The organism is Massilia sp. H6, assembly GCF_024802625.1.
Classification (GTDB): Bacteria; Pseudomonadota; Gammaproteobacteria; order Burkholderiales; family Burkholderiaceae_D; genus Telluria.
In genome coordinates this window covers 2,293,218-2,305,425 of sequence record NZ_CP103371.1, presented here as the reverse complement: position 1 = coordinate 2,305,425, position 12,208 = coordinate 2,293,218, and the positions used below count along the sequence as shown (strand labels likewise).

At 63.0% G+C, this 12,208-nt stretch carries 9 protein-coding genes; 5 read left to right on the top strand and 4 right to left on the bottom strand.

Annotated features, from left to right (window positions below):
* Window positions 1–2: 2 nt before the first annotated feature.
* A complete protein-coding gene (locus NRS07_RS10320; RefSeq protein ID WP_259206022.1) occupies window positions 3–323 on the top strand; it encodes a DUF2288 domain-containing protein in 321 nt (106 codons plus the stop codon).
* 77 nt (window positions 324–400) lie between these two features.
* Here the strand turns inward: NRS07_RS10320 and NRS07_RS10315 are convergent, their stop codons facing one another.
* Together NRS07_RS10315 and NRS07_RS10310 are read right to left on the bottom strand one after the other, a co-directional pair.
* A complete protein-coding gene (locus NRS07_RS10315) occupies window positions 401–793 on the bottom strand; it encodes a tetratricopeptide repeat protein (protein ID WP_259206019.1) in 393 nt (130 codons plus the stop codon).
* Window positions 790–2,808, bottom strand: coding sequence for a bifunctional 2',3'-cyclic-nucleotide 2'-phosphodiesterase/3'-nucleotidase (locus tag NRS07_RS10310; protein ID WP_373889821.1), 2,019 nt, complete (start codon window positions 2,806–2,808; stop codon window positions 790–792). The genes NRS07_RS10315 and NRS07_RS10310 overlap by 4 nt, the downstream gene beginning before the upstream one ends.
* 153 nt (window positions 2,809–2,961) lie before the next feature.
* Between NRS07_RS10310 and prfB the strand changes: the two genes are divergently transcribed.
* The 3 genes from prfB (at window position 2,962) to lysS (ending at window position 6,287) form a co-directional block, all read left to right on the top strand.
* A protein-coding gene (prfB, locus tag NRS07_RS10305; RefSeq protein WP_259206018.1) for a peptide chain release factor 2 occupies window positions 2,962–4,072 on the top strand; the annotation gives its coding sequence in 2 pieces (ribosomal slippage) (window positions 2,962–3,042 and window positions 3,044–4,072; 1,110 coding nt in all).
* Entirely contained in the window at window positions 4,069–4,755 is a 687-nt protein-coding gene (locus NRS07_RS10300; protein ID WP_259206017.1) for an HAD family phosphatase, read from the top strand. Before prfB ends, NRS07_RS10300 begins: the two co-directional genes overlap by 4 nt.
* A complete protein-coding gene (gene lysS, locus NRS07_RS10295) occupies window positions 4,752–6,287 on the top strand; it encodes a lysine--tRNA ligase (RefSeq protein WP_259206016.1) in 1,536 nt (511 codons plus the stop codon). The genes NRS07_RS10300 and lysS overlap by 4 nt, the downstream gene beginning before the upstream one ends.
* A 101-nt stretch (window positions 6,288–6,388) precedes the next feature.
* Here the strand turns inward: lysS and ppnN are convergent, their stop codons facing one another.
* Entirely contained in the window at window positions 6,389–7,759 is a 1,371-nt protein-coding gene (ppnN, locus tag NRS07_RS10290; RefSeq protein WP_259206015.1) for a nucleotide 5'-monophosphate nucleosidase PpnN, read from the bottom strand.
* Between the two features lie 266 nt (window positions 7,760–8,025).
* On the opposite strand from ppnN, the gene NRS07_RS10285 reads away from it, so the two are divergent.
* Window positions 8,026–9,528: a peptide MFS transporter gene (locus NRS07_RS10285; RefSeq protein ID WP_259206008.1), complete on the top strand. Its 1,503-nt coding sequence runs from the start codon at window positions 8,026–8,028 to the stop codon at window positions 9,526–9,528.
* Window positions 9,529–9,749: 221 nt separating this feature from the next.
* On the opposite strand, the gene NRS07_RS10280 is transcribed toward NRS07_RS10285, so the two are convergent.
* Window positions 9,750–12,029 carry an OPT family oligopeptide transporter gene (locus NRS07_RS10280; protein ID WP_259206005.1) on the bottom strand — a complete coding sequence of 760 codons (2,280 nt, stop codon included), beginning with the start codon at window positions 12,027–12,029 and terminating at the stop codon, window positions 9,750–9,752.
* Window positions 12,030–12,208: the final 179 nt, after the last annotated feature.

Below are 12,208 nucleotides of genomic sequence, written 5' to 3'. Positions count from 1 at the left end.
GCATGAAGACGAACCCAGACAAAGACACCGAGCTGCACGACAAGATCAATCGCGAAACCGGCCGCGTGAAATGGCGCGAGCTCGATCGCCATTTTGCCAGCGGCTCGGTGATCTACGTGAGCCAGGCGCTGGACCTGATCGAGGTAGCGCTACGGGTGGCGCATGACGACAAGGCGAGCATCCTGGCGTGGATGCAGGCCGGCACGGTGGCCAAGGTAAGCGACCAGCAGGCGCAGGCCTGGACCGATTCCGACGCTACCGTGTGGGCCTCGGTGGTGAGCCCGTTCGTGCTGGTGCAGGCCGAGAAGACGGCGCTGCATTAACCGAATTGCCGGCTCGACGACCAGCAGTATCGGCCTGTCGCGCAGTCATGCAGTCATGCAGTCGTGCAGCAGAGTGCCTAACGCTTGCCTTCCGAGCGATGCGTCAATGCATGCGCAGCCCTGCGCATCAATTGAGCCGCACGCTGCGGGTCGGGTTCCAGCAGGGCCAGCTGCTGCCAGGCTTCCGGATAATCCAGCTCGGCCGCTGCCTCGAGCCAGCGCCGCGCCGCCGCTTCGTCGCGCACGCCGCCCTTGCCTTCGCCCTCGAGCAGCATGTTGGCCAGCAAGAACATCGCTTCGGGCATGCCGCGCGCCGCCGCCACGCCCAGCCAATGCAGCGCCAGCGCCGGATCGCCGCTGCGGTGCACCAAAGCACGCTGGAAAGCGATATCGACCTCGTCGCCATGCTGCGCCATCGCGGGATGCACCAGCAGCGCGGCCGCCAGCGTCATTACCAGTATCCGCTTCATTTCGACAGGTCCAGCGCGTACAGCGCCGTGCCCTTGCCGCGGCCGTCGTCCGCCGCCAGCTGCGACACATGCTGCAGCCCGGCCTCGTGCGCCAGCTTGAGCATCCCCGGCGCCGCGTGAAACACCACCGGACCTGCCGTCTGCACCCGGGCAAAGCGCCAGCTGCGCGCGGAACCGTTGGCCGCGCGCGTGAGCTTTTTCACGCTGCGCACATAATTGATCAACACCTCGCGGTTGTTGTCGGGCGAGGCGATCACGGTACGGCTGCCATCGAGGCCGGGAAAATTGCCGCCGCCGCTGGCCCGGTAGTTATTGGTCGCGACCAGGAATTCCTGCCCGGCCGCCACCGGCTTGCCGCGCCAGGTCAGCTTGCCAATGCGCTGGCCTGGCGCGCGGGTCACGTCGATCTCGTACGACACCTCGTGCGAGGTAATCGTATCGAAGTTATAGCTTGGCACCGCCAAATTGACCAGCAGCTGCGCTTCGGGCTTGGTGGGATCGATGGTATTGAAACGCTGCGCCGCCTTTTCCAGCCAGGCGGTGAGCTCGGCGCCATTGACCTTCACGGCATACAGCGCGTTCGGATACAGGTACAGGTCGGCCGCGTTGTTCAGCGCCAGGTTGCCCGGTTTGACGTCGGTGTAGTCGAGCGCGCCGGCCACGCCACTCTTGAACGGCGCCGACACCGACAGCACCGGCAAGTGCTTGTATTGCGGCAGGTTGGCGGCGACGAAGCTGGCGACGTAGGCGGCCTGCGCCTGGTTGACCACCTCGATCGCCGAACCGTCGCCAACGTCGGCGAAATAGCTCGACATGCGAAAATCGGTCGTGCCCACCGGCGTCTGTACATAGTCGATGGTCGCCTCGTGTTCTTTTCTTACCAATGCCATCAGCGTGGGGTCGGGGTCGACGAAAGCCTTGCCCCCAAGCTGCGCCGCGCGCGCCTGGACCACGGTTTTCTCTTTTTCGACGGACCAGCGCTTGCCGTCATGCTTCAGGTGCAGCTGGATCACGCCCAGGTGTTTGCCCCACAGGCTGGCCATCACCGTCGGCACGCCATGTACCAGGCCCCTGGCCTTGTCCACGCCCGGCAGGTCAAATTGCGGCACTGTGCTGGCGGGGTTCGGGAACAACTGATGTGCATGCCCGAGCAGCATGGCGTCGATGCCGCCTACCTGCGCCAGGTGCCAGTTGGCGTTTTCCATCGCCGGCGTGTATGGGCCGGCGTCGAGGCCGCCGTGCGAGATGGCCACCACCAGGTCGGCGCCCTTGCGGCGCATCTCGGGAATGTACTTCCGGGCCGCCTCGCGCACCCCGGTGGTGTAGACGCGGCCTTCCAGCCAGCGCTTGTCCCAGGACATGATGGACGGCGGCGTAAAGCCAATGATCCCCACCCGCGCCAGGGCCTTCACCGGCTTGCCGTTCGCATCGATGCCGCTGAGCTGCTTGTCGATGATGGCGTAGGGACTGAACAAGGGCTTCTTGGTTTGCAGGCTGTAGACATTGGCCAGCACCATGGGAAAGCCGGGACCAGCGCAGCGTTTCGCCGGCTGCACGCCGGCCACCTGGAAGCGGCTGCCGGTCACCTGGTTGAGGAAACTTAGCCCGTAATTGAATTCATGGTTACCCACCCCCGCCCCGTCGTAGCGCAGCCGGTTCATGATCTTGTAGATGCCCAGCGTCTCGCCACAGCCCAGCGGCTTGACCAGCGCCTGGTAGTCGGCCAGCGCGTTGCCCTGGATCGTGTCGCCGTTGTCGAGCAATAGCGTGTTGGCGAATTCCCTGCGCGCCTGGTGAATCAGCGTGGCGGTGCGGTCCATGCCAAGCGAAGGCTCGGCCACCAGCTTGTAATAGTCGTAGCCAACCACGTTGGCGTGCAGGTCGGTAGTCTCGAGCAAGGCCAGTGTCGCGCTAGTGCCGGCGGCAGGCCGGGCCGCGACAGCCGGGGCGCCGATGAGCATCGCGGTATACCCGAGGCAGGCGAGGCAGATTTGATAACGCAGGAGCTTGGCCATGTCGGAATGTGGGCGGAAACATTGGAATGATGCGGCGATGATAAGGCAGCGCTGCCCCGCAGGGCAAGCAGTGCGGCCGGCGGCGCAGCAGGGTGCAGGTCCTGGGGTATAATCGAAGGTTCGATTCAAACCACTCACGAGACTGCCAAGATCATGGAAGCTGAACGCATCAACGCCATTTCCGCCCTCCTCAACGACCTGACCGGTCGTGAGGACGAACTTCGGAGGTATCTTTGACTTCGATCGGAAGTCCGAGAAGCTAGAGCAAGTCAACGAAGAACTCGAAGATCCAACCGTCTGGAACGACCAGAAGCGGGCACTGGATCTCGGCAAAGAGAAAAAAGCCCTCGAAGGCGTCGTGCACACGCTTGAAAAAGCCAGGGCCGACCTCGCCGACGCGCTGGATCTGTTTGGCATGGCGCGCGAAGAAGGCGACGACGACACCATCGAAGCGGTGAGCAGCGATGTCGATGCGATCGCGGCTGTCATCGAGCAGATGGAATTTCGCCGCATGTTCGGCAACCCGATGGACCATGCGAACTGCTTCATCGACATCCAGGCCGGCGCCGGCGGCACCGAGGCCCAGGATTGGGCGTCGATGCTGCTGCGCCAGTACTTGCGCTATTGCGAGCGCAAGGGCTTCAAGGCCGAGATCCTGGAGCAGTCCGACGGTGAAATCGCCGGCATCAAGACCGCGACCATCAAGGTCGATGGCGAATATGCCTATGGCCACCTGCGTACCGAGACCGGCGTGCATCGCCTGGTGCGCAAGTCGCCGTTCGACTCGGCCAACGGCCGCCACACCTCGTTTACCTCGCTGTTCGTGTATCCGGAAGTGGACGATTCGATCGAGATCGAGATCAATCCGGCCGATGTGCGCATCGACACCTACCGCGCGTCCGGCGCCGGTGGCCAGCACATCAACAAGACCGACTCCGCGGTGCGCCTGACGCACGCTCCGTCAGGCATCGTGGTGCAGTGCCAGAATGACCGTTCGCAGCACCGCAACAAGGCCGAAGCCTGGGACATGCTGCGTGCCAAGCTGTACGAACTGGAGATGCGCAACCGCATGAGCGAGCAACAGAAACTGGAAGACTCCAAGACCGACGTCGGCTGGGGCCACCAGATCCGCTCGTACGTGCTGGACCAGTCGCGCATCAAGGACTTGCGTACCGGTTTCGAGACCGGCAACACCAAGAACGTGCTCGACGGCGACCTGGACGACTTCATTTCGGCCTCGCTCAAGCAGGGCGTCGGCGCATGACCCAGGCCAGACGCGCCTTCGTGTTCGACATGGACGGCACCATCGTCGACAACATGGACTTTCATACGAAGTCGTGGATCACCTTCTTCGAGCGGCGCGGCCAGGCGATCGATGCGGACGAGTTCTTCCGCACCACCGCCGGCCGCCAGGGCCAGGAGATCATCCGCGCGGCCCTGGGCGAGCACCTGGGCGACGACGAAGTCGCGCTGCTCAACCACGAGAAGGAGTCGGTCTACCGCGAGATCTATGCCCCGCATCGCAAGACGGTAGGCGGCTTTGACGCGCTGGTCGTGCGCGCGCAGGCAGACGGGATCGCGCTGGCAGTAGCTACTGCGGCGCCCCCGGCCAACATCGAGTTCACCCTCGATGGCCTGGACTTGCGGCGCCATTTCGGGGTGGTCGTCGGCGCCGCCGATGTCGCCCGCGGCAAGCCGCATCCGGACGTGTTCCTGAAGGCGGCCGAACTGTGCGGCGTCGCGCCGGAACACTGCATCGTGTTTGAGGACGCGCCGCTGGGCGTGGAAGCGGCGCGCCGCGCAGGCATGCGCTGCGTGGTGCTGACAACTACCTTGCCGGCAGCGAGCTTCGCCGGATTCGACAACGTCATTGCGATCGCCAACGATTTTTCCGAGCTGTCTCCCGAACTGCTCGGCTTTTCAACAAGAACTACACTCCCATCATGACTACGGAAAACCAAGAACAGGCGCCGGCATCGGCGTTTGACGAGAACAAGATCATGGCCGAGCGCCGCGCCAAACTGGCCGCCATCCGCCAGCAAGGCATCGCCTTCCCGAACGACTTTGTTCCGCAGCACAAGGCTGCCGACCTGGTGGCCAGCTACCAGGACAAGACCCGCGAAGAGCTCGAAGCCGAGCCGGTGCCGGTGGTGCTGGCCGGGCGCATGATGCTGCGCCGCGAAGCCGGCAAGAAGGCCGCCTTCGCAACCCTGCAGGACAGCTCGGGGCCGACGGCCAGCGGCCGGATCCAGATCTATGTCACGCTCGACTCCGCCGGCATCGATGCCATGGACGCGCTGCGCAGCTACGACCTGGGTGACATCCTGGGTATCGAAGGCACGCTGTTCAAGACCAAGGTCGACGAACTCACCGTCAAGGTCAGCAAGCTGCGCCTGGTCGCCAAGTCGCTGCGCCCGCTGCCGGACAAGTTCCACGGCCTGGCCGACCAGGAAACCAAGTACCGCCAGCGCTACGTCGACCTGATCATGAACGAAGACACGCGCCGCACCTTCAAGGCGCGTACCGCCGCGATGTCCTCGATGCGCCGCTTCATGGAAGAACACGGCTTCATGGAAGTCGAAACCCCGATGCTGCACCCGATCCCGGGCGGCGCCGCGGCCAAGCCTTTCGTTACCCACCACAATGCGCTCGACATGGAAATGTACCTGCGCATCGCGCCTGAGCTCTACCTCAAGCGGCTGGTGGTGGGCGGCTTCGATCGGGTGTTCGAAGTCAACCGCAACTTCCGCAACGAAGGTGTCTCGGTCCGTCACAATCCAGAATTCACGATGATGGAATTCTATGCGGCCTATACCGACTACAAGTGGATCATGAATTTCACCGAACAGGTGATCCGCCAGGCCGCCATCGATTCCAACGGCAGCGCGGTGCTCAGTTACGGTGGCCGCGAACTCGACCTGTCCAAGCCTTTCCAGCGCCTGACCATCGTCGAAGCGATCGACAAGTACGCGCCGGGCTACACCCCGGAGCAGCTCAACGATCCCGAGTTCATCAAGCTCGAGCTCAAGAAGTTCGGCGTCAAGCCCTTCGCCACTGCCGGCCTGGGATCGCTGCAGCTGTCGCTGTTCGAGGAAACCGCCGAAGCCCTGCTGTGGGAACCGACCTTCATCATCGACTACCCGGTCGAAGTCTCGCCGCTGGCGCGCGCCTCGGATGCACGTGAAGGGATCACCGAACGCTTCGAGCTGTTCATGGTCGGCCGCGAAATCGCCAATGGCTTCTCGGAGCTGAACGACCCTGAAGACCAGGCTGCGCGCTTCCTGTCGCAGGTGGCCGCCAAGGACGCGGGCGACGAAGAAGCGATGTTCTACGATGCCGACTACATCCGCGCGCTCGAATACGGCATGCCGCCGGCCGGTGGCTGCGGCATCGGGATCGACCGCCTGATGATGCTGATCACCGATTCGCCGAACATCCGCGACGTGCTGCTGTTCCCGCATCTGCGCAAGGAAGACTAAGCGTCGAGCCGCGCACGCGGCTTGACGGTACAAGAAAGGCGGCCTCGCGCAAGCGTGGCCGCCTTTCTTGTTTCGCGCCTGTCAGGCGCGGTTCGGGATGCCTACTGCACGACCGTGTAGCACGGCGTGTACGCCTTGCCCGGCAACTTCATGCGGCTCTGCTCCACGAACGACGTCAGCAGCGCGTCCATCGGCCCCATGATCGCGCTTTCTCCCTGGATCTCGTACTTGCCGTGCTGTTCGATCGCGCGGATGCCCTCTTCCTTGACGTTGCCGGCAACGATGCCGGAGAACGCGCGCCGCAGATTGGCGGCCAGGACGTGTGCATCCTGGTCGCGGTGCAGCTTCAGGTTGCGCATGTTCTCGTGGGTCGGCCGGAACGGCTTCTGGAATTCGGCATCGATCTTGAGACGCCAGTTGAAATAATAGGCATCGCTGTGGTCTTTGCGGAAGGCGCGCACTTGCCCGATCCCGGCCGCCATCTCCCGCGCCACCATATCCGGATCGTCGATGATGATCTTGTAGCGCCGCTGCGCCGCCGCTCCCAGCGTCAGGCCGATGAACTGGTCGATCTGGTCGAAATAGGCACGCGAAGTTGCAGGACCGGTAAAAATCAGTGGGAACGGCATTTCGGCGTTGTCCGGATGCAGCAGGATACCTAGGATATAGAGAATTTCTTCGGCGGTACCGGCGCCGCCCGGGAACACGATGATGCCATGCCCGGTGCGCACGAAGGCTTCGAGACGTTTCTCGATATCCGGCATGATGACCAGGTCGTTGACGATCGGATTGGGCGATTCGGCCGCGATAATCCCCGGCTCGGAAATACCCAGGTAACGGCCACCTTTCATGCGCTGCTTGGAGTGACCGATAGCCGCGCCCTTCATGGGGCCTTTCATGGCGCCCGGGCCACAGCCGGTGCAGATATCGAGCTCGCGCAAGCCGAGCGCATAGCCGACTTCCTTGGTGTAGTTGTATTCGGTGCGGCTGATCGAATGGCCGCCCCAGCATACGACCAGGTTCGGACTGCGCTGCGGCTGCAGGATATTCGCATTGCGCAGGATATGGAACACGGCATCGGTGATGCCTTCCGGATTATTCAGGTCGAAGCGCGGGCTCTCGGTGACTTCGAAATGGACATACACGATATCGCGCAGCACCGCGAACAGGTGTTCGTGGATACCGCGGATCATCTTGCCATCGACGAAGGCCAGGCCGGGCGCGCCGCGCAGGTCGAGCTTGATGCCGCGTTCGCGTTGCAGGATGCTGATCTCGAAATCGCGATAGCGCTCCATCAACTCCTTGCCGTCGTCGATCGAGCTGCCGCTATTGAGCACCGCGAGGGCGCATTTGCGGAAAATGTCGTACAGGCCTGCCTTGCTGGTATCCAAAAGCTTGCTGACTTCGGCTTTCGACAATACTTCGAGGCGGCCTTCCGGCGAAATAAGAATATCGACTACTTCATGGGTCATGGTTTTATTTTCCCTATCTAGCGGTGTGACGGTGTGGCCTGTTACCAATATACGCCAAAGTCGGGGGTTATGCGCCCCGCTACAGGCATGCGCACGGAGCCCGGCGGGGCTGGCCGCGCCTGCCGACACTGTCAATACCACATCGGCAAAAAGTTCGCTGGCGATGACCGATTTACACTAGAATGCGTGCCAGTTGGAATTTTCGGACATCCGATCGCTCCAGTAAAAAAACAGTCTATTCAGATAACCATTTCGGGAGGACCCGCATGAGCGGTGCAGCTGCGACACCTGGCGACAAGGCCATTCCAGAGTTCAAACAGATCATGGGCCATCCGGCGCCATTGTGGATGCTGTTCATGACGGAGTTCTGGGAGCGCTTCGCGTTCTACGGCATCCGTTGGGCCCTCGTGCTCTACATCGTTGCCCAGTTCTATGGCGGCGACTCGGTCGGCCAGGCCGACGCCAACCTGACCTATGGTTCCTACCTCGCGCTGGTGTATGCCGGCGCCGTCTTTGGCGGCTATGTCGCCGACCGCGTCATCGGCTACCAGCGCTCGATCATTGTCGGCGCGGTCTTCATGGCCGCCGGCCTGTTCATGATTACCCTGCCAGACCAGGAGATCTTCAAGCTCGGCCTGGCCACGATCATCGTCGGCAACGGCATGTTCAAGCCGAACATCTCGGCCATGGTGGGCCAGCTGTATTCGCTGCACGATACCCGCCGCGATTCCGGCTTCACCATCTTCTACATGGGCATCAACGCCGGCGCCTTCTTTGCGCCGATCATCACCGGCGAACTGGCCGAGCGCCTCAGCGATGGCGCGGTCCCGGCCTACAAGGCCGTGTTCTTCGCCGCCGGCATCGGCATGCTGCTGGCGCTGGTGTGGTTCTATGTTGGCCGCAAGCAGCTCAAGGGTATCGGCGCGCCGGTCGGCGAACTGGCCAGCCCGAAGCGCCTGATCGGCGTGATCGTCGGCTCGCTGGTCGTGATCCCGATTGTGTACCTGCTGCTGCGCCTGGGCGCGGGCACGCTGCAGATCCTGCTGTCGGTCATGTTCGTGATCCTGGCGCTGATGCTGATCATCGAGGGCGTGCGCGAAGGCAAGGTATCGCGCGACAAGACCATCGCAATGATGATCATCTTCTTCTTTAACATTCTGTTCTGGTGCTTCTTCGAGCAGGCCGGCAGCTCGTTCACCTTCCTGGCCGACCAGATCGTCAACCGCAATATCTTCGGCTGGGAAATGCCAGTCGCGTATTTCCAGTCGGTGAATGCGGTAGCCATCATCGTGTTCGCACCGATTATCGCTGCCGTCTGGGTCATGCTGGGCCGGCGCAACGTCAATCCATCGATTCCGCGCAAATTCGGCCTGGGCATCATCATCAACGGCCTGGCTTTCGGCCTGCTGATGTACGCGCTGTCGCAGCTGATCGACCCGATCGGCCAGATCCCGGCGTGGACCCTGCTGGCGGTGTACACGATCCAGTCGATCGGTGAGCTGTGCCTGTCGCCGATCGGCCTGTCGATGGTCACCAAGCTGGCACCAACCCGCCTGGTCGGCCTGGGCATGGGCGGCTGGTTCCTGTCGACCGGTATCGGCAACAACCTGTCGGGCATCTTCGCCTCGCACGTCTCGGGCAGCTCCGGCATGTCAGTAGCCTCGGCGCTGGACGGCTACACCTCGGGCTTCTGGATTCTGCTGGTGGGCGGCGTGCTGCTGTTCCTGCTCGCACCGCTGATCCAGAAACTGATGCACGGCGTGAAATAAGCGTCTCGCGCACCAATCAAAACGGCGGTCCTTTGGGGCCGCCGTTTTTTATTGGTGCGTTACGGGTGCGTTAGGCGTACGCTCCCGGTATCGGGCGGGCCGTCCTTGCCACGCGGCTGCAACGCCTGACAGGCACTGCGCCAGCTTGCGCCGCACCGCGAGGCGCCGCCTGGGGCGAGGGCGCGATGAAAAAATGGCCCGGAGATCCGGGCCATTTTCACTTAACGCCTGGCTTTCTCGCGCGCTACCCAATACAGCACAATGATAATCAGCGCATACGGAATCAAGGTCAGCACGTTCGCGCTGTCTCCCGCGAAGAACGGGTTGGATGCCTCGGCCCACTCGACCATGGTGCTGTCGAAGTCGGTCAGCACGCCGGCCGTGATGGCGATAATGATGCCAGCCAGCGCGCCGCCGGCGATATAGCCCGACGCCAGCAGCGTGCCGGAGCTGCGGTCGCCCGCGGCCTGCCGTTCTTCTTCATTGAATTTCTGGTATTGCGGCAGCTTGCGGTTGCCGCGGTCGGCCAGCCAGCGCACCGTGCCGCCGACCGCGATCGGCAGCGTCGAGATCAGCGGCAGGTAGACGCCGACCGAAAACGCCAGCGCATGCACGCCGGCCATCTCCAGCACCACCGAGATCATCACGCCGAACAGCACCAGCGTCCATGGCAATTCCTGGTCGAGAATGCCCTTGATGATGTACGACATCAGCACCGCCTTCGGCGCATCGTATTTCTTTACCTCGGTACCGTCCGGACGGGTCTTGTGGGTGCCGTTGATGCCCGGGTCGACCAGGTAGGCCAGCTGTCCCTCGTTAGTTACCAGGTATTTGCCAGCCGGGCCGCCGACGGTGTCGCGTTTTTGCCAGACCTTGTAGGTATTGGCGTCGGTTGCCGCCTGCGGGCCTTGCAGCTGAGCGGTCTCGGTCAGCGTCGATGCGTCGACGCTCAGCCCAGGTGCGACCTGGGCCGCCGGCACATAGACCGTGCCCGCGTCATTGAGCTTGAGCAGGATCGGCCCCAGTACCAATGCCGAGGCAAATGCGCCGCACAGGATCGCGTATTGCTGCATGCGTGGCGTGGAGCCGACCAGGTAGCCGGTCTTGAGGTCTTGCGAGGTGGTGCCGGCATTGCTGGCGGCGATGCAGACGATCGCGCCGACCGACAGCGCGGTGACGTAATACTGGCCGCCGGTCCATCCCATCAGCAGAAAGATCAGGCAGGTAAACAGCAGCGTTGCCACCGCCATCCCCGAGATCGGGTTCGACGACGAGCCGACCTCGCCGGTCAGGCGCGAGGACACGGTAGCGAACAGGAAGCCGAACACCAGGATCAGCAGCGCGCCGAGCAGGTTCATATGCAGGGGAGTAGCCACCGTGATGATGGCGATGATGGCCAGGCAGCCGATGACTACCCATTTGAGTGGAATATCCTGGTCGGTGCGCAGGGATGGGCCGCTGGCCGCGGCGGCGACCTTGCCCCGACCCAGGCCAGCCAGGCCGCCGGTGAGGCCTTTCCAGATGGTCGGCATCGAGCGCGCCAGCGAGATCAGGCCGCCCGCTGCCACCGCGCCGGCACCGATGTACAGTACATAGGCGTTACGAATGTCGTCCGGGCCCATGTCGCGGATCAGGATCGTTCCCGGCGACAGCGGCACGGTCAGCAGCTCGCCGAAGAATCTGATCATCGGTATCATCAGGAGATAGGACAGCACGCCGCCTGCCGCCATGGTGAAGGCGATGCGTGGGCCGATGATGTAGCCGACGCCCAGCAGTTCCGGCGAGACTTCGGCGCCGGCCGACCCGCCCCGCAGCGGCGCGGAAAATTCAAAGTTGACGTAGTCGCGCCAGCCCTTGAACGACACGCTCAGCGTCTTGTACAGCAGGCCGATGCCGAAGCCGCCGAAGATGATCATGGCGCGCCGCTTGGCGTCGCGCGCGGCGTCCGAGCCGGCTTCGCGCACTTCGCCGGCGGCTGCGCGCGAGGTTTCGGTGGCGGCGGCCTTGAGCACTTCGGCGCAGGCGGTACCTTCCGGATATTTCAGCTCGCGGTGGGCGTCCACGATCATGGTGCGGCGCATCGGGATCATCATCAGGATGCCCAGCAGGCCACCGAGCACGCCCACCAGCATCACGCGCGAAATCTCCAGGTCGAAGCCAAGGATCAGGATCGCCGGCATTGTCACCCCCAGGCCAAAGGCAAGCGATTCGCCGGCGGAACCGGCGGTCTGGGTGATGCTGTTTTCCAGGATGGTCGACTCGCGCGCGCCAAATTTCCTGGCGGTGTGGAACAGCGTGATCGCGATGACGGCCACCGGAATCGAGGCGCTGACGGTCAGGCCGACCTTCAGTACCAGGTAGAGCGACGAAGCGCCGAATATCATGCCAAGCACCACGCCCATGAGCAGGGCGCGCAGCGTCATTTCGGGCAGTTGCGCGTCGGCTGGAATATAGGGTTTGAATGTGGCTGTTGCGTGATCGGGCGGTGGATCGTAAGGCATGGGCTTCCTTCGGAATACAGTCTTGGGAGGGGCTGAATCCGTGACTATCGCACATGCCGAAATGGAATGAAAGCGCGGCATCGCCCGAATGCAGGGGTAGAATCGGCATTCGCGGCCATTGGCAGTATCGGCCTTATCATGAGAGCAAAGCAGTGAGCAAGCATCCGACCCCGCATCGC

Coding starts and splice junctions, on each gene's coding strand:
- NRS07_RS10320 (WP_259206022.1), top strand. CDS start 3: ATGAAGACGAACCCAGACAAAGACACCGAGCTGCACGACAAGATCAAT.
- NRS07_RS10315 (WP_259206019.1), bottom strand. CDS start 793: ATGAAGCGGATACTGGTAATGACGCTGGCGGCCGCGCTGCTGGTGCAT.
- NRS07_RS10310 (WP_373889821.1), bottom strand. CDS start 2,808: ATGGCCAAGCTCCTGCGTTATCAAATCTGCCTCGCCTGCCTCGGGTAT.
- NRS07_RS10300 (WP_259206017.1), top strand. CDS start 4,069: ATGACCCAGGCCAGACGCGCCTTCGTGTTCGACATGGACGGCACCATC.
- lysS (WP_259206016.1), top strand. CDS start 4,752: ATGACTACGGAAAACCAAGAACAGGCGCCGGCATCGGCGTTTGACGAG.
- ppnN (WP_259206015.1), bottom strand. CDS start 7,759: ATGACCCATGAAGTAGTCGATATTCTTATTTCGCCGGAAGGCCGCCTC.
- NRS07_RS10285 (WP_259206008.1), top strand. CDS start 8,026: ATGAGCGGTGCAGCTGCGACACCTGGCGACAAGGCCATTCCAGAGTTC.
- NRS07_RS10280 (WP_259206005.1), bottom strand. CDS start 12,029: ATGCCTTACGATCCACCGCCCGATCACGCAACAGCCACATTCAAACCC.